The following is a 22731-nucleotide window of genomic DNA, read 5'->3' on the forward strand; positions in this document are numbered from 1 at the left end:
GTTAGTTATATCGCTCCGGTTGTGATGGTCATGTGTTGCCGGTGTAGTTCGAACCCAACCTTTTCGTAGAACGCAAGTGCTCGGTCGTTGTCAGCGTCGACCTCAAGTGCGATTTCGGGACAGCCACTCTCCCGCGCGTATTCTGTGGCATGTTCGAGAAGTTCTCGGGCAAGCCCCGTCCCTCGGTGTGATTCTCGGACATAAATGTCACCAACTTTGAGTCGGTCTGGTCGGTCAAACACTGGCGGGCAGGTATCAACATCAGCTGTGACGAACCCAACGAACTCAGCGTCTAACTCGGCCAATGGTGTGGTGGTCGAACTACCCTCGACAGCAATCCATGCTCGGTACGACTCAGATTCGAGCAGGTCGAGACGAAACTCGACTTCTTCATCGAGGGGGACATCGTCGACAAGTTCATGAGAGTCAACAACAGCTTCGAGGTCACGATGGAACGGGAGCCAGAGTTCTTCGGCAAATCGCTGTGCTGGGGCTCTCTTGGCAGGAAGATTTCGAATATGAACCATACAGCCACGCTCTCTCAGCGGGTAGTAAGTGTTTTCTTATATCGTTTGGCGTGTTTGGCACAGAATTCTGGTTCCCGGAGTTGTGCTTTGACGACACCGGGCTGTCGGTGCGGGTTCGAGAGTCGACAGCTTGGCTCGTCACAGAACCCTTCGCCCGTCTCGATGTAGTGAAACGCTTGCAACACGTAGCCTTTCAGTGTCTCAGTTGTTCGAGGGTCGTCTTCGACGAGAAAGTCACCATCAATTGTAGATTCAAGGACTTCTCGTGGCGGAGTGTCGTTGGACATCAGTGCGTGTTTCTGTTTGGCTTTGTAGTACGCTTCGGGCTTTGCGGGCGCTTCGTACAGTCCAGGAACAGAGATGAGTGCGGGCTGACCGAGTACGTTGACACGCTTGTGCCAGCGACCGTCGTGGCTCCCCCATGTGCCGACAACCCTGTCGAGAACTGCGATGTGCAGATGGTCGAGGCCGCGCTCGTCATCGGGGATTCGTGAACCCAGCCGTTGCTGGAGGCCGAGGCCGTCGTAGACGACGCCACCGGCTCGTTCGGGGTGTTCCAGAGCACGTTCCTCGTAACGGACAATACCCATCATCGTGTTTCCTGTCTCTGGGTCGTTTGGAGAGAGAACGCGTGTCTCCGCGATTTCTGTCGGAAGGTTATCGTCACGATAGCGGAGCAGAAACCGGTCACGGACGGTAACGGACACATCAACTCGGTCATCGAGCCACTCGGCAATTGCGTCAGTATCCGCGTTCGTCGTCGGGGCACGATACAGTGTCACCTTCTCAACCATACTGAGACAGAAGGCGGTCGTTGTCCAAACAGTTGTGATCTCAGTTGTACGTGTGTCCCGTGACATCCTCGATACGCGAGACAGTGCCACAGTTGGACCCAACAACTGCAGGAGGCTCCCGAAGCTATATTACTGATTGCGGGTGATGCCGAGACATGCGCGATGTGTATCTCATCGGGGCCGGACAGACTGCCTTTGGCGCGTTCCCCCAGCGCAGCTACAGGGACTTATTCGCCAAAGCCTACCAGCACGCCCGCAAGCGTGTCGACGGCGATATCGAGACCAAAGATATTGACGAAGCAGTCGTCGGCTCGCTCGGCGTCGGCGGCCGGCAGCTTGGTCTCTCAGGCCCAGCCGTGACCGAACACGTCGGCCTGCAGAATATCCCTTGTACGCGGGTCGAAAACGCCTGTGCCGCCGGCGGGTTCGCTGTCCGGCAGGCCGTCCAAGCGATTCGAAGTGGGATGGCTGATGTGGTCCTAGCCGGTGGCTTCGAGGTAATGTCAGACCTATCAAGCGAAATGACAAAATACTGGCTGGGAGTGAGCGGTGAGACCGAATGGGAGCGGTTGACCGGGACGACGTTTTCGGGCGTCTATGCTCAGATGGCAAGTGCGTACCTTGACACCTACGACGCAACCGTCGAAGACCTCTCACGGGTAGCCGTCAAAAACCACAAAAACGGCGCGAAGAATCCGAAAGCACACCTCGATTTCGAATGCTCACTGGAGGACGCCGTCGGTGCACCCGAAGTTGCCAATCCGCTCAACCTCTATCACTGCTGTCCGACCTCCGATGGCGCGGCGGTCGCGTTGCTGGCGAGTGAAGATGTGGTTGGGGAGTACACCGATGACCGGCTTCGTGTTGCTGGCGTCGGCGCAGCCAGCGACCACGTTGGCCTCGCCGAGCGTGACAGCTACGTGGGGCTTGCTGCAACCGAGACAGCCGCCCAGACGGCTTACGAACGATCAGGTGTCGGTCCAGACGACCTCGATTTCGCAGAGATACACGACTGCTTCGCTATCGCAGAGTTGCTCGCCTACGAGGATCTAGACTTCTGTGAGCGCGGTGAAGCCGCCAAGTTGCTCCGTGAGGGCATCACCGAACCGGATGGCGACCTGCCAGTAAACACCTCAGGGGGACTTAAATCAAAAGGACATCCAATTGGTGCGACCGGAACCGGACAGATGGTCGAAGTGTTCGACCAGTTCACCGGGCAGGCAGGTGACCGACAACTCGATTCGCCCCGCTATGGGCTCACACATAATGTGGGCGGGAGCGGCGGCGCGACAGTTGTTCATGTGTTCGAGAACGAGGGGGTGAAACGATGAGTGTAACAGAAGACACTCGACTCGCAGCTATCGAGGCTGTCGGTACCTACATCCCGCGCTACCGACTTTCGGCCGATGTCGTCACGGAGGCGTGGGGGCAGTTCCACGGTGCTGGTATCTCCGAGACGGCCGTTCCCGCCGCCGATGAGGATACGCTCACAATGGGGTACGAAGCTGCAACACGAGTGCTCGACGCGAGCGATATCGACCCTACAACAATCGACGGTCTGTTCGTTGGAACGACAACACCGCCAACCGAGGAGGAAGCGATGGGGCCACGTCTTGCCAGCATGCTGGGTCTTGGTGAGGAAACGAAAACACGACAGTTCACTGGCAGCACACGTGCCGGCGTAGAGGCACTGCTTGCTGGTTCTCAGCGAGCAAAGCGCCGGACACTGGTTATCGCGACTGACGCTCCCCGCGGTGCGCCAGACGACGAACAGGAGCATGCAGGTGGCGCTGGCGCAGCCGCCGCAGTTCTCGGACCTTCAGGTGCCGGTCAGTTGCCAGAGCACGCGGAGTATGTTGAAGTTTATCCCGGAACGCGGTTTCGCTCGGCTGGCTCGACGGAGACAACTGGACTTGGCATCACCGAGTACGACAGAAGTGCGTTCATCGAAACGGTCACCAAAGCCACGGCAGCGCTTGACAGCGACCCGACAGATGCCGACGCCGTTGCCCTGCAGTCACCGAACGGAAAGCTCCCATACCGTACAGCAGGTGAACTTGGGGTCGAAACTGAGACAATCCAGCAGGGAACGGTCGTCCATGCTATCGGCGACACCGGTACAGCAGGTCCACTACTCGGTCTGGCCAGTGCCCTCACAGCAGGAGCCAATCGCGTGCTGTTACTCGGGTACGGCTCCGGCGGCAACGCAACTGCGCTGACAGTTGTTGACGAAGGAATCGAGGTTGCCTCGACACCGATCGATGAGATGGAAACGGTCGGCCTCTCGTACGGAGAGTACCTTCGACTGCGCGGCGAGATTACGGCCGGCGAACCAGCAGGTGGCGGCGCGTATGTGAGCGTGCCGAGCTGGAAGCGGACGATTCCACAGCGACACCGGCTTGTAGCCGGTCGCTGTCCCGACTGTGGTGTGCTCTCTTTTCCGCCGACCGGGGCTTGTCCCGGCTGTGGCGCACTCGTCGACTACGAGCCGGCTGAACTGCCTGGGACCGGTACGGTCGAAGCCGTAACCGCAATTGGACAGGGTGGCGCACCACCGGAGTTCGTTGAACAGCAGGCCAAAAGTGGGCCATATGTCAGCGCCGTTGTCGCACTCGACGGTACTGAAGGGTCCGAAACAGTCTCTATTCCAGCGCAGGTTGTTAGTGTCGACCCAGAGGAGGTGGCTATTGGCGACCGCGTCACTGCAACAGTCCGGCGTCTCTACACGCAAGAAGACGTTACCCGATATGGGTTCAAAATGCAGCCGACAGATCGATGAGGCAAACGGAAGTTACGTCTGCCATGGGTTGGCATGCTCGACGCCAGTGATTTCGAACCGAGCACCACCATCAGCTCCCGCGGTTATTTTGAGGTCCCAGTCGTGAGCATCAACGATGGTTTCGACGATGTAGAGGCCAAATCCAGTTCCCTCCGTCGAAGTTGAGTAGCCGGCGTCGAGTACGTCGTTGCGTTCGTCGGGTGGAATTCCCTGCCCGTCGTCTTCGAGGTAGAATCCGTCGGGGAGGTTGCCAACAGTAACCGTCACTGCAGAATCAGCCTGGTCAGTACAGTCTGTTCCAGTGTGTGAATCGGATGACTCCGCAGTCGGTTGTTGTGACTCGGCGGGCCCAACGCCGTGTTCGACGGCGTTGCGGATAAGATTTTCAAACAGTCGCTGGAGTCGTTGCCTGTCTGCATAGATTTCGCGTTCAGTATCGGCAACGAGTGTCAGTGTACCTGTTTCTCCAGTCTCTTGGCACTGTTCAAGTACCGAGGGCAACGAGACGGCAGTAATATCGAGTGCAGTATCACCCTGCCGGGCGAGTGTCAACAGGTCAGTGATGATAGCTTCTATCCTGTTGTGAGAGCGTTCGATACGCTCAAAGTGCTCACTGTCGTACTCCGCTTGAACAAGTTCGAGGTGTGTAGTTGCAGCATTCAACGGGTTCCGGAGGTCATGGGAGACAATACTGGCAAACTCTTCGAGACGCTGGTTTTGCTGTTCCAGTTCCTCGCGGTACTCTCGTTGCCCGATTTCGTAACTGACCCAGCGCGACGCAAGTTCGACAAACGTCCGCTCGCCGTCGGTAAAATCCCGATTCCGGGGCTGGTCCGATGCAAAACAGAGTGTCCCGTAGAGTTCGTCGTTGGTTATGACTTTCCCACCGATATAACAACCGAGTTCGAACACCTCGTAGGCCGGGTCATCCTCCCACCCCTCGTTGGGAGTATCTGACACCGCAAGCAGTTCATCCACCTCGATGGTTCGCCTGCAGTAGGACTCTTCTAGCGGGCATTTCTCGCCGGGTTGGAGCAACTCGTGGTCGCCCCGCGAGGAGATAATCGTCTGTTCGTCCTCGGTAATCTGAGTAAGAAACCCGAACGGGAGGTCAAGACGTCGGGAACCAAGCTCGAGAATCCGATTGAGTCGGCGTTCAAAGGAGAGGTCGTTGTCCGACCCAAGGACATAGAGGTCATGAAGCACCTCGATGGTCTCCTCCAGTTCCGTGGTTGCTCGTCGTTTATTTGTGATATCGTTGAAAAAGACCGAGAGACCACTCTCAGAAGGATATGCTGTGACTTCGAACCAGTTATCGAGGTGTTCGTAGTACTCTTCGAAGGAAACAGTCTCACCGGATGAGAGTGCCTGTTTGTATTTTTCGTGAAACGTCGTTCCGGTGATATCTGGAATTTCCTCTACGAGAGGGCGGCCCTGTAGTTCTTCAACTGTGAGTGTTTCACCAATTGCCTCACAGATGATTTCAAGGCCTCGATCGTTGAGATACGTGAACCGTTGGTCCCGGTCAAGCGCAAAAAACGCATCGTTAACCCTATCGAGAAGATCAGTTTGTGTCTGTGCTTTCTTGAAAATCTGGTCGCTAAGGTTGGTCAGCTCGATACCGACGTACTGGTTGTTGTCTGACGGTAGCGGCGACAGAGTGACAGCAGTTGGTCTGTGGTTCCCGCTGCTGTCTTCGATAATCCACTCGGTTTTCTGTGGGTTGCCAGTCGCCGCCTCCTGAACAGAGGTTCTGGCATCGGTTTGTGTGCCCGGCGAGAGACGCGATGCCAACTCGGTAATCGAGCAGCCAGTGAGACCGACAGGCGAAAGCTCAAACAGTTCGCAGGCTGCATCGTTACAGTCTAATATTGCATCTGCTTTCGCATCGTAGACCACAACCGCAGTCTCCAATGAACGGTAGACTTGGCGGGCAAGTGTCGCCTCTATTTGCTGTCCCTTGTCACCGCTCTGTTCTTCACCCATGGTATATTATAGCAAATCTGCACTGAAAAGCCTATTTCTCGTCGAGACAGAATGGGTTGACCCGAGACTGTCTCTCACTGAGAGAGATCGGTAGTGAGAAACAGAGAGTGTCGGTATGGTCTATGACGGCCATACTCAGGTTTGGAATGAAACTGTCATTGGCGACCTGTTCGGGACCCGTCACTCCAAGTGTAGGTCTTACAACTGCACAGGAAACGTTTGCTCTACGATTTTGCCTCTGGGAAGTCTCGGCGTCGGCGTGGCGAATCTTGACGTGAAACTCAGCCGAGATGGGCGACAAGCGCTACGGGCTGATTACGGTCCCGGTCGACGCGTTCCGCACTCAGGGGCGTTCGAAGACCACCGCAACTCCCTGTCCGAAGCCGACACACATCGTCGCCAGCCCGTACCGCTCCTCGCGTCGGCAAAGTTCGTGTAGCAGTGTCGTCGTGATTCGTGCGCCAGAACAACCAAGCGGGTGGCCAAACGCGATTGCGCCGCCGTTGACGTTCAGTCGGTCGTCGGGAATCCCGAGTTCGTGCTGGCAGTAGAGGCTCTGGGATGCGAAGGCCTCGTTTAGTTCCACGAGGTCGAGGTCATCGACCGAGAGGTTAGTTCCTTCGAGGGCTTTTTGTGTAGCCGGGACTGGACCAGTCCCCATAACGCGCGGGTCGACACCAGCGACGCCGCGGGAACAAATCCGGGCGAGCACGTCAAGATCATGCTCACGGGCATAGGTCTCGCTGGTGACGAGCAGTCCGGCAGCACCATCAGTCAGCGGCGAGGCGTTGCCCGGCGTGACCGTCCCCTGCTCGTCGTCGGCAAACACCGTCGGCAGGTCTGCAAGCGCGTCCATCGACGTCGACTCACGGGGTCCTTCATCAGTCTCGATTATCCCGTTGTCAGTCTCGACAGGAACGATTTCGTCGTCAAGCCGGCCGGAGTCGCGTGCCTCAACAGCTCGCTTGTGTGATTGGAGCGCGAATTTGTCCTGCTCTTTCCGGACGATATTGTGCTCCCGTGCAACCCGCTCAGCAGTTGCTCCCATCGGCAACTCGTCGGCGTCGTAGCGCTCTTCGATACTCGGGTGGAGCCAGTCTGAGAATGGAATCCGGCTCATGTGCTCGACGCCAGCCACAGGGTAGACCTCTCCGTCCCCTGTCTCGATAGCGCGGGCGGTGTCGACGAGCGTCGTCAGCGACGAGCCACAGAGTCGGGTCAGCGTCGCCCCTGGGACCGATTCGGGGAACCCGCCTGCAAGCAACGACTGCCGGGCAAGGTTACGCCCCTGTTCGTTTTCTTGGTTGGCACAGCCAAGGCGAAAGTCGTCCCACTCCTTGGCGGGAACGCCGGTGCGGTCTTCGAGCGCCGAGAGAACCGTCCCAACGAGATCTTCAGGATATGTTTCCGCAAGCCCGCCGTCTTTCCGTGTCTGTGGCGTCCGGACTGCGTCGACGATGACTGCATTGTTCATCAGCCGTAATTGATGAGTTGCCACTGAGTAAATTTCGATTCGCAGGTCCCAGGCAGCCGCCACGGTACCGTGTGTCCAGACACCGTCTTCTGTACTGTTTTTGTTAAAACACAATATATACACAGAAGAAGGCGGCTCTTGTCGTCGTCTATCGAGAGGTAGCCATTAGCCGTCAGTTGAGACGCTCCCTCTCTTTTCCATCATATCGGTTGCTCGTGTCGCCCAATCACCGTACTGGAATCCCACGATAACGACACACAGCGCCGAGAGATAATAGAGGAAGATACCAACATAAATGCCAAAGACGCCCCAGCCGAGGACAACGCTTGTAAGATACGAGAAGCCGAGATAGAACACCAGAAGGCCGATTGTCCGGGCGATAAAGGGCGTCGTGGTGTCGCTACCGCCCTGAAGTGCGCCCGAAAGAGTAACGTACATGACTGTCGCTGGTGCGGTGACACCGTATGTGAACGCAAAGCCAGCAGCAACAGGAAGTGTATCGGGGTCGTCAGTGAACAATCCGGCGAGCGGTTCGGCGAACACCGCCAACAAAACCCCAATTGAACCAACAGTGACGAGACCAAGAGCAGCAGTCGCCCACCCATCGTAGCGGGCTTGCTCGGGGTCACCGTCACCGAGGCCTTGTCCGACGACGATGCTGGCACCTGTATTGAGTCCGCGGCCCAGTGGACTTGTTACCTGTTGGTAGACACGCCGGCCAATCTGGTAGGCACCGTTGACATCGGCACCAAACGAGAACAACAACGCATTGAACGGGAACTCGATGATGGTCGCGACCATCCCCTCGACTACTTTTGGAGCCGAAACAACGAGCAATTGCTTAGCGACAACAAGCTGACGCGGGTATACAAAGTTTGCTTCGGCCCAGTCCGTCGCGATTGCGAACACGAACGCGGTCGCTGTGAACACGTTTCCAAGAGCCGTCGCGACGCCAACACCGACGATTTCGAGACGTGGAGCACCCAGTAATCCAAGTCCCAGAATCAGCGAGAAGACGATATTGAACCCATTCGAGAGTAGATTGACGTACATCGGGGTCCGCGTGTCGCCCGTTCCTTGGAGCGCGCGCGCACCGATGAGAGCAACGTGTCTGGCAGGCGCAGTGGCAAAAATCAACGCGAGATAGGTGCCACCAAGCTGTGCAACATCCGCCACTTCACTTTTATCAGCCCAGATACCCAGAACTGCAATCGCCTGTTCGCCAAACAACAACCCAAACAGAACAAACGGAATGCCGGTAAGGAAACCAAGCAACAGCGCCTGTGTGATTGCCTCGTCCCGGTTAGCTGTCGCGTCGCTCCCGGTATCCTGACTCGAAAGTGCAATCGCCCCGGCTCCAAGCCCTAAGCCGATACGTAGGGGAAGTCGAGCATAGAGGTCTGCAAGCCCAATCGCAGCGACTGCAAGCGGCGAAAACTGTGCCGTAATAAAAATATCAGTCGTCCGCATCAGCGTCCGGGACACTTGTTCGACCATTACTGGCCAAGAGAGAGATGCGACCCGCTTCCAGAGCGCAAACAGACGATTTCGGTCAACGCTCACGGGCGTCCACCACCGCGGGCAAGTGGTTCCATGCCCAGAACAGTCTCAGTCATCATCTTTGTGTGGTGGCGGAGTACTCGCCTCATCGGCTGGGACGGACCCATCGTCTGGCGGGCGGTCAGCCTCACTGTCGCTAGCATCTGGACGGTATGCCTCGCTTATCTCCATCCACTTGTTTGTCCGGAACCGCCAGTAGTTGATTGCTGCCGGAACTGCTGTTTCTGAGACAAATGCAAGATAGAGTCCCCAAAGACCGAGCGTTGGAAGGACGACTTCCGGTGTCGTAACGTCGACAACTGGGAACGTTATCGACGGAATATCACCGCCGGCACCGAGATACGCCAGCGGGATTGAGCCACCGTACTGTCCAATAAACTGGCTAACAAACGGAACGCGAGTGTCGCCACTGGCATCAAGCGGTCCGGCCGAAGCCCCCGAGACCCCCTGAAAGAGAATCGCGAAACAGGCGGCATAAACGAGGTCTCGCGCAATTGGAATCTCTGGGTTAGTTGGGGCATCCGCGAAGAACGTAACGAGTTGCTCTGCAGAGACTGCAACAAGAATCGCCGATACGAGATACGTTGCAACAGCAAAGCGGATGATGTCGTGGCCGTAGGACTCGGCCTCGCGCTCGTTGTCCTGACCGAGAGCCTGACCGACGAGGCTGGAAGACGCCAGCCCGAACCCCCAGCCGGGAGAGTTCATCACGCCCCAGATACGGCGGGCGATAACCCAGCCAGCAACCGTATTCTTGCCGAAGATATCGAGGATTGCGAGCATTGGGAACTGGAAGGTGGTCCAGACGAGGTTGCGGAGCATCACCGGTGTCCCGATTTCGACGATATCCCGAATCATTGCGGGGTTTGTGTAGTTGCCAAAGGCGGCGAGTTCAACTGGGAACTCACCCACGCCAGGGAATCGCCCCCAGACGAGGCCGAGCGCGAACGCCGTGGTGGCAGCGACATTCGATAAGACAGTTCCCATTGCTGCGCCAGCGACGCCCCACCCAAAGCCAAAGATGAACAATGCGTTGAGGGCGATGTTGGCGACCGCGCCACCTGCACGAACCTGCATCGCAGTGTAGGCATCGTCACAACCAACGAGTGCACGACTCCCAACGAGGTTGAGTGCCGCAAAGGGGATACCGAGGCCGACAACCTTGAGATACGTTGCTCCTTGGTCGAGTGCTTCCTCGTTGCTGGTCAGCACCGATATCAGCTGTTCGGGGAACAGCCAGAAGGTAACAGAGAGTGGCACAGTAGTAACGACTGCAAGAAACACACTTGCCCGGATTGCCTCGCCGAGTTCGCCGTAGGCATCGGCACCAAACCGCTGTGAGACAAGCGCGATTGTTCCCCCAGCAACACCACCGCCAAGCGAGAATGCTAGCCCCCAAAACGGGCTGGCAAACCCGACACCGTTGACCGCCGAGGTGCCGACAGCGACGCCGACCATTGCCACATCGACGGCGTTTTTCGACATGCGGGCAATACCTGTGGCGACGCGTGGCCAGGCAAGTTCGGTCGTCTTTTTGGCTCGCTGACGGTCGATAAGTCCGATTCGTGCAAGCCCCAACCCAATCCAGAGAATCCCGAGACGAACAGGGTTGGGAAAGCGGTCAAGAAGCCAGCGGCTCACGCGTTGGATCGGTTCCACGATGTGGGCGACGACCCAGACCAGTAGCGACGAAATTGGCGGTGGTACGTTCATGGATAGTTTCGACTCGTTACCGACGGCAACATCATATGAACCGGAGGAAACCGCCTCAGTGGGCTACCATACAACTGTTGCTGTCAGGGTTTTCGGAGTGTTAGTCGTGGACTGATTCGACTGCCTCGTCGAGTGTCGGGCGCTCGACGCCAGATTTCAACAGCGGATCAACGAGTTGTTCAATCGCCTGCTGGGCTACCGTTTGGGTGTAAGCCTCCCCATCGAGGGCACGGTCGTTGAGAGTTATCTGTCGCGTTCGTGCGCCGTCGAGCATGGCGACAAACAGCGCTGCGGTCTCCTCGACATCAACGGGTTCGAAGGCCTTCTCCTCGATGCCGTCTTCGAGGATATCGATGAGTGCCGCACGAAGCAGGTCGTCACTGCGTTGCAGTGATTCCCGAATTCGTTCATTGAACGGTCCTTGGGGACGCATCTCCAACAGTGCAAGATGGAACGAAACGCGCTCGGTGTCGTCGGGCGTAAACACGAACCGGGCAATAAACTCGACGAGTCGGTCGGCGGGTGGCAGGTCCGATGCGTCGATTTTCTCCTCAAAGTTGCCGAGCATCCGTTCGAGGAATCCTACCATCAGGTCCTCTTTGGTGTCGTAATGGTAGTGCAACAGAGATTTACTTTTCTCACACTCATCGGCAATATCCTGCATCGTCAGCGCGGCGTACCCGTGGTCACAGAGGGCTCTGTATACCCCGTCGAGTATTTCATCGGTGACTTCAGGGTCCTCCTCGCTCATTGACTGACTAGTCAGTCAAGGAGTCTAAAATCACTTACGACATCCAGTCACCCAACAAACGGAATCGTCCGCTGTGGTGTAATAACTTCCTCAACCTGAGTCAAAGCAAGCACGACGCCAAGAGCAGCGAGGAACGCTGCAAAGGCGAAAGGAACAACAAAACCCAACTCAACAAGAAAGCCCGAGAGAAGCGGTCCGAAAGCGACGCCGAAGCCAAACGCCATCGTCAGCACAGACAGCGTCGACCCCGAGCGGTCCTCGGGTGCGAGGTCACCAGCGAGCGCAAGCGCAGGCGCAAACACCATTGCACCCGCAGCGCCTTGGAAAAAGCGTGCAAAGAACATGAGCCACGGGTTCGGAATGACACCCCATAGCAGCGTCGTACTGGGAATAATCCCCTGTACAAGCGTCGTCGGGACAAGCAAGATAGTTCCAAAGAGGATGAACACCCGACGGCCATAGAAATCAGTTGCGCGGCCAATGGGTGCCTGCAGTAGTATCTGTGCCAGAACGAAAGCAGAGAACTGGAGGCCGAACATCTGTGGACCTTGGTCAAGTTTCGTGTTGACGATATCACCGAGCGTGGCAAAGACGGCGATGCCGACGGCCATAAAAAAGGAGATAACACCGAGCGTGAACACAGGGTCGAGCAACTGCTCTCCGGATTGGTCGAACACAGAAATACCGCCGGAATCGGTGGTCTCAACCTCTCTTGTCTCGATATCTGGGTCCCGGATAAGGATGAAGACGAGTACCAGTGCGAGTGATGCCGTCAAGGCGGCAAAATAAAATGCGGCGTCGAACCCAGTAATCGTCACATCGACGAGCGGGAGCGTGTACGGTCCGGCTCCGACGACGCCGCCAGCCGCGATTGGCCCAGTCCCAAACCCGACTAGTCGGAACGTGTTGTACGTACCCATGTTCCCGCCGCGGTTACCCTCCTCGGCAAGGTCATTAACCAGTGCGACGGTCGTCGGGATGATGAATGCGCCGGCGATGCCCTGTAGAACACGGAGTCCGATGAGATGCCAGTAGGTCCCGGCCAACGAGTACGAGAAACTTGCAGTGGCAATGAGCACGAGACCGAAGAGAACGAAAATCTTCCGGCGCCCGGTCCGGTCTGAGAGCCGGCCGGTAAAGGGCTGAAGTGGGCTGTTGACAAAGCCAAACAGCGAGAGGATGATTCCGGTGATGGCGACCTCAGTTAGGCCAAATGTGTTGCCAGTGACAAACTCGCTTGAAATGAACAGCGGCAAGACGACGATGAGAAACGAGTTTCCGACTGATTCCGACATCCGGGCAAGCGCCAGCGCGAGGACTTGTGGGTTGACGCCAAACGGGTTTTTCATCGTGAACAAGAAGAGAGTATGACGATCATATGTGACAGATCACCGTTACGTACATCGACATGTCATTGGGTTAGAGTCGGACCACAATATTGTTGTGATTGCAAAACCCGAAGTCACTGGTCGCTGGGGTGGCTCCACCAGTCGTCGAACCGCCGTGCGAGCGGGCTCTGGTCGAGGCCGAGTTTCTGATACAGATGGCGTCTGAGGATGTTGATACAGAAGGGGACAATACCGAGCAGGAAGCCGTAGTCGGAAAGGAGATGGGTGTCTCCGACGGCGAGCAGACCGAGACTGACGACGCCGATGCCGAAAACGACGAACCAGAGGGACAGATGCAGCCAAAAGAGGGCCGCTGCCTGTCTGCGCTGTGCCGCTGTATAAAGCCGGTGTTCGTACAACGCAACGGGGCTAACGACAAGACAAGCGAATCCGAGATAGGCTATCAGTGCGGGAGACAGCATAGATACCGATTTGACGGGTATCCTCTTAAAATTGATACCGGCGGTCGTCGTTTTGCTGTGCCTGTGGGAACTGACCACCAGTCATCTCTTGGAGCGTCATCCCCGAGAGATACTCGTCGTAGGTCACGTCGTGGCTTTGTCGGAGATTGAAATCAAGTTTGCCAGTCTCAACAGTGCTCTGGAAAAGCAGATGGACCGCCCGGCGAACCAGTTCGTCAGTCTCCTCTGGTTCGAGAGCGGTTTCGAGCATTGCGAGTTCGTTTCGGGTCTCTCTATCGAGTGTGACATCGAGTTCTTCGCCAATGTCGCTATACTCCGCTTCAACAGTCTCTGTCAGTTCCTCAAGACTCATATCGTGAGGTAACGTTGTCCGACCCAAACCGTTTTCGACCCAACAGCCGTAGTAGGCAGTTCAGAGCATGAGCTTTTCAGGGGTGCAGGCGAAACGTCACCAATGACAGTCGCCCACACTGACGTTACAATCGACTGGTATGGGAACGCGACAATTCGTCTTGAAGGGGACGGAACGGTCATCTATTTCGACCCCGGGCGTTACGGCGTTCTGACCGGAGAGTGGGAAAGCAATAATGAGCACACAGCCAACGCACATCCTTCCGGGCCAGCCCAACAACCCGCTGATGCAGACCTTGTCTGCATCACTCACGTCCATCACTACGACCCCGACGGCATCGAGCGCGTTGCTGACGGCGACACGACAGTTGTTGCCTTCGACGGTATGAATATACGCGGAAGTTCGCGCGACCTGCCGCGGCTAGTGGACTTGCCACACACTGTCGTCGAGTTGGGGATGGAAGACGAAGCAGTTCTCGCTGACCAACCGGTATGGACGGTACCTGCATACAACGACCCTGATGGGCCACGGACGCGTCCGGACGGTACGCCGTTCCATCCGGAAGGCCGGGGTTGTGGATATCTGCTATCAGTTGGCGGGACACGAGTCTTTTGGCCGGGCGATTCCGACGTATTAGACGGTCACGACCAACTCGATGTCGACGTGTTTCTCCCGCCCATCGGGGGCACGACGACGATGGACCGCCACGAGGCCGCCGACCTTGCCGTGGCGCTTGACCCGGAGCTTGTGGTCCCAATTCACTACAACACGTTTGCTGCGCTGGAGACAGATTCACGCGCATTCGCCACAGACGTGGCATCTCAGGGAATAGCAGTTGCACTCGATGAAAAAGACCTGCCCCGTATCTAAGCGTCAGAACGCGCGGTCGCCCTCATGAGCCATCGTTACCGACTCCATCTCGCGGATTTCTTCGACATCGAGTTTATCGATGAGGTTGACGAACGCGCCAGGGTCAGGGACAAGAAAAACACGCAGTTGGAACTCAGTGTCTCGGTCACGGAGATCGACAACCGAGTCGAGGACAATAGACAATGAGTCGGTCTGGATGTGTGAGAGCGTTTTGTCCGCAATTTTTTCTGCATCAGAGTGTTCTAGTTCGGGCGTCTCCATGTTGATGGTCGTCCCGAGCGTGTTTGCGATACCGTCAATAAACCCGGATGTGAGGATGTTACACATTTCTTGAAGTGCACTCTCATGCATGTGATTGAGTGTCTCGTTCTCGACGGGTTGTCCGGTCATGTGGCCCGCTATCTCGTGGGCTGTCCGGTCGCCAAAGGTCATGAGAAAGACGCCGTATGGAGCTTCAGTAAGACGGATGTTGGTATGATAGTACGTTCCTTCCCCGATTTCTCGGGGGATATCACTGGGCTCAACAAACGAAAGGCTCTTAATCTGGATATCCGCCTGGATATCGGCCATCGTCGAAAGCGATTCGGTAACGTTTTTCGCTCCGTGTTGAATGAGCTTCCCGATGATAGTGAGTTTCCGGATATCGATCAGGATTGGCATTGAGGTGTAGTATCCAATCATAGGGATTAGTGTTTACGGCCACAGTATCGCAACTGATAGGCGGGATTGAGCGGTTCCAACCCCCGTAGCGATAGCTTCATGTCTAGGTCGGTCGATGTATCTGTAATGTACCTTACAGAGACAGCACAGCGATATCTCCGCGCAACGGGACCAGAACACGACGAGATACAGGCAGACATGGCTGGCGTTGCCGACGAAGAAGGGTTCCCAATTATTGGTCCCGACGCTGGCGGCCTGTTGCGGACGCTTGCCGCGATGACACGGGCCACATCCGTCTTCGAGTTCGGCTCGGGGTTTGGTTACTCGGCATACTGGTTTTTGCAAGGTATGCCGGCAGACGGTGAAATCGTCTTGACGGAGTTCGATACGGACGAACTTACGATGGCTGAAGAGTTTTTCAAGCGAGCCGGATTAACTGAGCGAGCTCATTTCGAGGACGGCGATGCGATGGAGACGATTAATGAGTACGATGGCCCCTTCGACGTGGTCCTTATTGATCATCAAAAAGAGCGGTACGCTGATGCCTTTAATGCTGTCCGCGAGGACCTGCGTGTCGGGTCGGTCGTGGTCGCGGACAACTTGATGCGGGGTCCAATCGATATCGAGGACCTACTTGCATACTTCGAGTCAGGCGAGGCACTCCCCGATAATAAGAGTATGCACGGTGTCGCTGACTACGTCGAGACAGTACGGGCTACAAGCGGGTTCCAGACGACAGTCGTCCCGGTTGGGAGCGGGCTATCGCTTACGGTGCGAGTTGAGTAACTGCTTGAATGGGTGTTATATTAATAAATGTCTGATCCGTTGGGGTAACGTTTAATCACCTGCACCGAGACCAGAGATGTATGACGGATACAGTCGACTCCGAGACGGTATCGGTCGAACTTGACGAAGAGTTGCTGGCAGAAATCGAGGATCGGTACGAAGACCTCGGCTACGCTAGCGTCGAAGCAGTCTTCGAGCATGCGGCAGTCGATGCCGTCAGGCACCCAGAGTTCGACCGAAGTGACCTGCGGGCGATGTTGACCAGCGAAGTAGAAATTCAGGAGGAGCGGCTGTTCACTAGTGAGACAGTGACTGGCGATATCGGCGTCGAGCGGCCCGACATCGACGCAAATGCCTGGGACTGGATGTTAACAGAGACAGCAGTTGACGACCTCAATCGCCGTGACGACTACGCAAAAGAGCGTATCGTCACAGAACTTGACGCACTCGTCAGCGGCGAGTGGCGCAATCCGACGGAGGATTTAGACGACCTTGCCGAAGCACCACACGATAAACTGCTCATCGGTCCGTTCCGTCTGGGTTGTCGTGTTGACCACGAAAAGCAACTGCTGTACGTGCTCCATATCCGGATGCGCGGGAGTTAAGCTAACGGAGTACCCAGCGCTTACGGTTCTTTTTTGCGGCCGAAATACATCTCAGGGCTTGAGACACCGGTAGACGCAGTGTACGGACTATCAGTGATGACAAAAGTTGGATTCACTGTTGGCCTCTCACTTTGAGGGATTATACGACCGAAAGAGAGTAGCAGGGTTAGGATTAGACTAGTCTAAACTGTGGTTTTGATGATAACTATTATATTATTTGTCCTATCAACACCAAACGACGATGAAAGATCGAAGCAAACCAATCTCGACGGATCGATACTCACGAAGACGTGTCCTCGCGTCAGGTGCCGGCGCTCTCGCAGCCGGTGTTGCCGGCTGTTCAGGTCTGGTGACCACCTCTGATACCGAGGAAACTCCAGAGGACGGTCCGTCGGTTACAGTCGCATCGTTTTTCAGTTTCTATGATTTCGCACGCCAGGTTGTCGATGGGACACCTCTCCAGGTTGAGAACCTCGTTCCGACGGGGTTACATGGCCACGGCTGGCAACCGAATGCATCAGTTACAGAACGAATCATCGAAGCAGATGCGTTTCTTCACGTTGGCCCGGGATTCCAGCCATGGGCTGATCGTGCAATTAAGACGCTCAAAGCTGACGATATCGATACACAGTTGATAGATGCACGTGAGGATGTCGAACTACTTGGACTTGCTGCGTCGCTCGACCCCGATGAGGAAGGCGTCGGTGAACAGCAAGGGAAGGACCCACACTTCTGGCTCGACCCACAACGCGCAAAGAAAGCAATCGATAACATCGCAGACGGCCTGGTCGAGCTTGCACCGGAGCATGAATCAGCGTTCCGAGACAACGCCACAGCTTACAAATCCGAAACAATCGATCAGATTGACGCAGATTACCGGAAGATTTTCGATTCTGCTGACCGCGATGTTGTGCAGTTGGCGGCACACAATGCCTTCCAGTATATCGGCGCGCGCTATGGCGTCGAGATGCGCCCGCTTGTCACCAACCTAGCCGCAACTGGTGACGTTGCACCAGATGACATCACGCAGGCACAGGAAGTTATCGAAGAAAATGAGATTCAGTACATCGCAAACGGTGTGTTTGAGGCGCGCCGCCCAGCCGTCCAGCTGATCGAAGAGACCCAGGCAGAGGCATACTTCCCTGTGACACCGTACGCTGGTGTGCGTGAGAATTGGGTTGAGAATGATTGGGGGTATGAAGAAATTGCTTACAACATCAACATGCCAACCTTCGAAGTTATTCTTGGGAACAAACAGCCCGCCGAGGCAGGTCCCGACGGCTGGGCCAATACGTGGAGGAATTTCAAATGAGTACACATACAGAACGTGAAACGACGACCGACCAGACTGCTGCCAGTCACAGCCAACTCATCGAGGTTACAGATGTTAACTTCGGATACACCGCAACACCTGTTGTCAGGGATATCTCGCTCCAGATAGAGGCTGGTGAGTATGTCGCTATAGTTGGCCCGAATGGCTCAGGTAAATCGACGTTGATGAAACTGATGATGGGGCTGGTTAAACCAGACGAAGGGAGAATCCGGCTGTTCAGTGAGCCAGCACACAAGTTCGATGACGGCTCTCGAATCGGATACGTCGCCCAGCATGCAAGTGCTTCCAAAGAGATGCCGATTACTGTCCGAGAGGTCATAAAGATGGGACGGTTCCCACATATCGGGTTCGGACGGCTGTCAGCGGCGGACTGGGAAATTGTCGATCAGGCACTTGAAACAGTTGGTATGTCAGCGTTCGCGAACCGTCGAGTAACGAACCTATCGGGTGGGCAGCGTCAGCGCGCATTCATCGCACGGGCACTTGCGAGTGAAGCCGATCTACTCGTGCTTGACGAACCAACTGTCGGTGTCGATGCCGAATCAGTCGAAGCGTTTTATGACTTGTTGGAGGCGCTCAACGATGAGGGTATCACAATCTTGCTCATCGAGCATGACCTGAGTGCTGTCACTAACCACGCCGAGCGCGTTGTCTGTCTGAACGGTCAGATACATTTCGATGGACCGACAGAGGCGTTCGTCGAGAGCGATGCGCTTGTACAGGCGTTTGGAACAGCAGCTGCTGGATTGGGTGGGGTCTAAATGATCGACGTACTCGCAATGCCTCTCCAGACTGGTGGACTCGACGCGCTACTTGGGCCGCTGTACTGGTTCCTTGAGTTGTGGTCGGGCGTGCTGACGTGGCTCGCGAAGATAGCAGACATCAGAATGATTCAAGAGCAGAATGCGTTCATGCATCGTGCGTTCCTCGTAGGAATCTGTATTGGTGTTATGGCGCCACTAATCGGAACATTCCTCGTCCACCGCCAGCTTGCGCTTATTGGCGATGCACTTGCCCATACTGCGTTTGCTGGTGTTGCAATCGGCTTATTCCTCAACTCGGTCATCAATCTTGGCGTCACACCATATCTGACCGCCGTAGTTGTCGCGATGATTGCGGCGCTGTTGATCGAGGTCATATCAGAGGCGACTGATGCATACAACGATGTCTCGATGGCAATTGTCCTCTCGACAGGGTTTGCGCTGGGAACGACACTTATCAGTATCAATGCTGGCGGACTGACTGTGAGTGTTGAGCGATACCTCTTTGGAAATCTCTCGACGGTTACCCCACAGGCTGCTGCAATTCTGTTGGTGTTGTTTGCGATCGTTATCGGTGTCGTTGGACTTACACGCAATCAGCTCCTGTATGTCACATTTGATGAGACTGCTGCAGCAGTGTCCGGCCTCCCAGTGAACTGGTATAACCGGATTATGGTGATGCTTACTGCACTTGTCGTCGTTGGCGCGATGCAGATTATGGGTGTTATTCTCGTTGCAGCAATGTTGGTCGTCCCAGTTGCTGGAGCATCACAGGTGTCTCGAAGTTTCAACGAAGCAGTACTCGTCTCGGTCATTCTCGCAGAGATCTCTGTAATCGTTGGTATTGCGTTTGCCTACCATCTCGGTGCGACTGCTGGTGGCATCGTCGTCTTAGTCGCCGTCACGCTCTATACGGGTGCTGTCGTTGTCGGAAAACTACAGACGGTATATGGCGATAATTCAATGCCGGAGATGGGGAGTATCAATGCAAACGAGACTGAGTCAGCTGCAGATTAACTGTACGTCGAAACCGCAGGCGCACACGCGATGTGTGGATACAACAGAACCAATGAACAAACCCAACCAACGATCCGCGGATGGACACGAAGACGGCGTAACCATAACGCCAAAAATGGAGGACTACCTTCGACGGATTTACCGACTCCAACAGGAGTCAGAGGGTCGGGTGTCGAACTCGAATCTCGCGGAAACACTCGATGTCACTCGAGCCACCGTAACGAGTATGCTTGATACGCTCTCAAGTCGTGGGTTGATTGACTGGCAACGATATCGTCCAGTACGGCTGACAGCCAAAGGAGAAGCCACGGCACTACAGGTCCTTCGAAGACATCGTCTCGTCGAAACAATGCTTGCTGAGTTGTTCGGGTACGCACTCAGTGAAGTCGACGCCGAAGCCGACGTCTTAGAACATCACATCAGTTCCCGGCTCTGCCAGACAATCGAGCAGGAGTTGGGAATGCCACAGACCGATCCTCACGGTGACCCGATACCAGACAGCGATCTCGACATCGACCGGACGACAGATGTGAGTTCGTTGCCCACGGTTGCGGAGTCCTCGACTGTCGAGGTAACACGGCTTCTCTCACAAGACGAGGAGATTCTCGAATACCTTGTCTCACTGGGAATCGAGCCGGGAAAGACGCTCTCACTCGACGAGATAACACCGATTGGGATGATTACTGTTACGGTCGAATCGACGGCCAGACAGGCGAATTTGCCACGACGGATTGCCTCGCACGTGCTGGTCAAGTAAGGACATCCAAACGTCTCACTTTGGTGGCATCGTCGCTGGAAAGACGCGTTACTCCTCGCCAGCGTCAAACTCGTGGCCACAGTCAGGACAGGTTACCTCGTCGTGGCGTAGCTCAACGCTGTGTTCACGCACGTCACGCATCACTTCTGAGATGCGGTCTTCTGCTTCGAGTTCTTCCTCGACGGTGAGGTCGACGCCTTCGACTTCCAGTAAAAACTTCGCTACTTCGGTCGCCTCGTACATTACATCGTCGAGTTCCTCGGCAGTAAAGAAGTCACACATCGCTCCATAGAGGAAAGTGGCCCCGGCCATCCGTACCTTCTCTTCGAAGGAGCTCCGGGCCTGGTTGACCGCCTGTGGCGAATAGGTGTCGGTCATGAATGGGACGAGATGAGGAAGGTTCTCGCCAATTTTCGTCATTTCGACACCAGTCTCAGTACGGAAATCGGCACATAGCCTTGCGATTGCCCACTCGCGTGCAGTAATATAGCTCCGCTCACGGAGAAAATCGTTGGCCCGGTCATAAGTACTTCCGTCGATTTTTGTGAACTTCTCGTACTTTCTTACATCTTCAGGTATGTCGGTTTCAGTTATCTCGGACCCGGACGGCACGGTGTCAGATTCATCGACACCGAGGTCGGCACGGGCGTCGCTGTCGACTGGCTTGTCTTCTGTCTTCGAGCCCGGCGATGTCTCCTTGTTGTCGCCCGTCGGTTTCTCCGACGGCGCGGGGTCGTCTGCCATGCTCGACCCTGCGAGCGCCGGCAGAAAAAGCGTGTCGCCCCGAGAAATAGTCGTTGTTGTGAGATGAGATTGTACTGTTATAATAACGGAGAGCAGGGTCTACAGCTTCGGTGTGTTAAGACTGTCTTTGACAGTGTGTGAAGCCTTTTATGTAATTACTGACGCTACCACCGAACGTCGAAGCCGTCCTCACCTTGTGGCTCCTCATGGGAGACGTCCACCTCGTCGACGCGAGCGGCTGAACTCCCTTCATCACAGAACTCAACCATCGCGTCGACATCATCCACAGGACCTTCGAACACCGCCTCGACACGACCATCGTCGAGGTTTCGTACCCAGCCGTTGACTCCATATTCGCGGGCGGTATCCCGAGTTGTTGCACGGAAGTAGACACCCTGTACTTTGCCGGAGACGTAGACGTGTGCTCGTATGTGTTCGGTCATACTAAACAGTTCACGCGGAAGCTTGAAAATGGTACAGGCTCGGGCCACAACCGGCCTACCCGGATAGTTCGTCGCCACCGCCGTTGCGCAGGAAATGAAAGACGTACGTCTGTGTGTAGCCAGCGTATTCGCCACCGAGCGCATCGCGAATCGCACGGGACGTTTCAGTGTAGTTTCCACGGTCACATTTAGGGAAATACTCCTCGATTGTCTGGCGAATCCATGTATCGAGTGGGACCGCTTCGAGGTAATTAAGCGAGAACAAGAGGATACAATCAGCTACCTTGTCACCGACCCCGACGAACTCGGTGAGTGCCTCTCGCGCCTCCTCGTAGGGGTTTCCGCGAACATCGAGAGGCGTCCCGTCAGTAACGAGTTCAGCCGAGCGTTGGACGTACGGTGCGCGGTACCCAAGTGAGAGGTCGCGTAATTCTGCTTCAGTCCCAGCCGCAAGTTGCTCAGGGGTTGGATAGGCGTGATAGGTCGACCCGTCGAACGAGACCGGCGTCCCAAACTCAGTCCGTATCGACTGCTGCATCTCTTGGATACGGGAGACACGCATCTGGGCCGAGCAGATAAACGAGATGAGCGTCCCGAATGGTGGGTCATTGACAAGACGCAGCCCAGGGTAGCTATCGTAGGCCCGCTCGATGAGTTCGTCGTCCGGCGCAGTCGAGCGAATTGCGTCAAGGTCGTCATCGAGACGGAGGCGGCGCGACAGTATCGGCTCCGCGTCGATAGTCGATTGCCATTCGAGACCACCGTCGTGCTGACGAGCACGAATGACAGCAGGTTCATCAGACACACGAGTGGTTGTCAGATACCACTTACTTCCGCCGTGCTGTGTCTCGTCGGCGTAGTCCTCGCCATCTTCGCGCCACCAGAGATACGACTGCCCGCTTTCGAGAGTCGATTGGAGATCGAACGCGCTTGGTAGCGACGATAGCTCGATGCGTCCTTGTTCCATCGTCACAATCGGAGGGTGGCAGCATCTTGTGAGTTTCGGGTT

Annotated in this window: 23 protein-coding genes; 9 read left to right on the forward strand and 14 right to left on the reverse strand. The window is 55.8% G+C overall.

The genetic code is table 11. The annotated features are described in order from the left end of the window. Positions 1–5 precede the first annotated feature (5 nt). The gene (locus N5098_RS06535) at positions 6–527 is read right to left on the reverse strand and encodes a GNAT family N-acetyltransferase (protein ID WP_267636921.1); all 522 of its coding nucleotides are present in this window, start codon (positions 525–527) and stop codon (positions 6–8) included. A 14-nt stretch (positions 528–541) separates the two neighbouring features. Beyond that, complete coding sequence (locus tag N5098_RS06540) at positions 542–1321, reverse strand: DUF7001 family protein (protein ID WP_267636922.1); 780 nt, start codon at positions 1319–1321, stop codon at positions 542–544. 155 nt (positions 1322–1476) lie between these two features. On the opposite strand from N5098_RS06540, the gene N5098_RS06545 reads away from it, so the two are divergent. Further along, positions 1477–2652, forward strand: a complete 1176-nt coding sequence (locus N5098_RS06545; RefSeq protein WP_267636923.1) for a thiolase domain-containing protein — start codon at positions 1477–1479, stop codon at positions 2650–2652. Next, a complete protein-coding gene (locus N5098_RS06550) occupies positions 2649–4100 on the forward strand; it encodes an OB-fold domain-containing protein (RefSeq protein ID WP_267636924.1) in 1452 nt (483 codons plus the stop codon). The genes N5098_RS06545 and N5098_RS06550 overlap by 4 nt, the downstream gene beginning before the upstream one ends. Before the next feature lie 12 nt (positions 4101–4112). On the opposite strand, the gene N5098_RS06555 is transcribed toward N5098_RS06550, so the two are convergent. From N5098_RS06555 to N5098_RS06590, 8 genes are all read right to left on the reverse strand, one after another. Beyond that, on the reverse strand, positions 4113–6086 hold the full coding sequence (locus N5098_RS06555; RefSeq protein WP_267636925.1) for a PAS domain-containing protein: 1974 nt from the start codon (positions 6084–6086) through the stop codon (positions 4113–4115). Positions 6087–6429: 343 nt separating this feature from the next. Next, on the reverse strand, positions 6430–7560 hold the full coding sequence (locus tag N5098_RS06560) for a thiolase family protein (RefSeq protein WP_267636926.1): 1131 nt from the start codon (positions 7558–7560) through the stop codon (positions 6430–6432). 165 nt (positions 7561–7725) lie between these two features. Beyond that, a complete protein-coding gene (locus N5098_RS06565; protein ID WP_267637025.1) occupies positions 7726–9057 on the reverse strand; it encodes an MATE family efflux transporter in 1332 nt (443 codons plus the stop codon). Positions 9058–9168: 111 nt separating this feature from the next. Beyond that, complete coding sequence (locus tag N5098_RS06570; protein ID WP_267636927.1) at positions 9169–10833, reverse strand: MATE family efflux transporter; 1665 nt, start codon at positions 10831–10833, stop codon at positions 9169–9171. Positions 10834–10933: 100 nt separating this feature from the next. After that, a complete protein-coding gene (locus N5098_RS06575; RefSeq protein WP_267636928.1) occupies positions 10934–11584 on the reverse strand; it encodes a TetR/AcrR family transcriptional regulator in 651 nt (216 codons plus the stop codon). Positions 11585–11631: 47 nt separating this feature from the next. Further along, entirely contained in the window at positions 11632–12933 is a 1302-nt protein-coding gene (locus N5098_RS06580; protein ID WP_267636929.1) for an MFS transporter, read from the reverse strand. 113 nt (positions 12934–13046) lie between these two features. Further along, the gene (locus tag N5098_RS06585) at positions 13047–13394 is read right to left on the reverse strand and encodes a hypothetical protein (protein WP_267636930.1); all 348 of its coding nucleotides are present in this window, start codon (positions 13392–13394) and stop codon (positions 13047–13049) included. A 25-nt stretch (positions 13395–13419) separates the two neighbouring features. Continuing rightward, entirely contained in the window at positions 13420–13746 is a 327-nt protein-coding gene (locus N5098_RS06590) for a ribbon-helix-helix protein (protein ID WP_267636931.1), read from the reverse strand. A gap of 102 nt (positions 13747–13848) precedes the next feature. On the opposite strand from N5098_RS06590, the gene N5098_RS06595 reads away from it, so the two are divergent. Next, on the forward strand, positions 13849–14616 hold the full coding sequence (locus N5098_RS06595; RefSeq protein WP_267636932.1) for an MBL fold metallo-hydrolase: 768 nt from the start codon (positions 13849–13851) through the stop codon (positions 14614–14616). A 3-nt stretch (positions 14617–14619) separates the two neighbouring features. Here N5098_RS06595 and N5098_RS06600 read toward each other — a convergent pair whose 3' ends face one another. After that, positions 14620–15276 carry a chemotaxis protein CheC gene (locus N5098_RS06600; protein WP_267636933.1) on the reverse strand — a complete coding sequence of 219 codons (657 nt, stop codon included), beginning with the start codon at positions 15274–15276 and terminating at the stop codon, positions 14620–14622. A 126-nt stretch (positions 15277–15402) separates the two neighbouring features. Between N5098_RS06600 and N5098_RS06605 the strand changes: the two genes are divergently transcribed. The 6 genes from N5098_RS06605 to N5098_RS06630 all read left to right on the forward strand — a co-directional run bounded on the left by N5098_RS06605 (position 15403) and on the right by N5098_RS06630 (position 20535). Further along, positions 15403–16062, forward strand: coding sequence for an O-methyltransferase (locus tag N5098_RS06605; RefSeq protein ID WP_267636934.1), 660 nt, complete (start codon positions 15403–15405; stop codon positions 16060–16062). Between the two features lie 80 nt (positions 16063–16142). Continuing rightward, positions 16143–16667 (forward strand): hypothetical protein, encoded by a 525-nt coding sequence (locus tag N5098_RS06610; RefSeq protein ID WP_267636935.1) that lies wholly within the window; start codon positions 16143–16145, stop codon positions 16665–16667. Positions 16668–16908: 241 nt separating this feature from the next. After that, positions 16909–17979, forward strand: coding sequence for a metal ABC transporter substrate-binding protein (locus N5098_RS06615; protein ID WP_267636936.1), 1071 nt, complete (start codon positions 16909–16911; stop codon positions 17977–17979). Then, on the forward strand, positions 17976–18761 hold the full coding sequence (locus tag N5098_RS06620; RefSeq protein WP_267636937.1) for a metal ABC transporter ATP-binding protein: 786 nt from the start codon (positions 17976–17978) through the stop codon (positions 18759–18761). Before N5098_RS06615 ends, N5098_RS06620 begins: the two co-directional genes overlap by 4 nt. After that, positions 18762–19778, forward strand: a complete 1017-nt coding sequence (locus N5098_RS06625; RefSeq protein ID WP_368407999.1) for a metal ABC transporter permease — start codon at positions 18762–18764, stop codon at positions 19776–19778. A gap of 52 nt (positions 19779–19830) precedes the next feature. Then, the gene (locus tag N5098_RS06630; protein WP_267636939.1) at positions 19831–20535 is read left to right on the forward strand and encodes a metal-dependent transcriptional regulator; all 705 of its coding nucleotides are present in this window, start codon (positions 19831–19833) and stop codon (positions 20533–20535) included. Positions 20536–20583: 48 nt separating this feature from the next. Here the strand turns inward: N5098_RS06630 and N5098_RS06635 are convergent, their stop codons facing one another. The 3 genes from N5098_RS06635 to N5098_RS06645 form a co-directional block, all read right to left on the reverse strand. Further along, a complete protein-coding gene (locus N5098_RS06635) occupies positions 20584–21279 on the reverse strand; it encodes a DUF5806 family protein (protein WP_267636940.1) in 696 nt (231 codons plus the stop codon). Between the two features lie 164 nt (positions 21280–21443). Then, complete coding sequence (locus tag N5098_RS06640) at positions 21444–21722, reverse strand: acylphosphatase (RefSeq protein ID WP_267636941.1); 279 nt, start codon at positions 21720–21722, stop codon at positions 21444–21446. Between the two features lie 55 nt (positions 21723–21777). Next, positions 21778–22689, reverse strand: a complete 912-nt coding sequence (locus tag N5098_RS06645; protein ID WP_267636942.1) for a DNA-3-methyladenine glycosylase family protein — start codon at positions 22687–22689, stop codon at positions 21778–21780. Positions 22690–22731 lie beyond the last annotated feature (42 nt).

It is taken from the genome of Halovenus rubra, from assembly GCF_026586665.1.
GTDB classification, from domain to species: Archaea; Halobacteriota; Halobacteria; order Halobacteriales; family Haloarculaceae; genus Halovenus; species Halovenus rubra.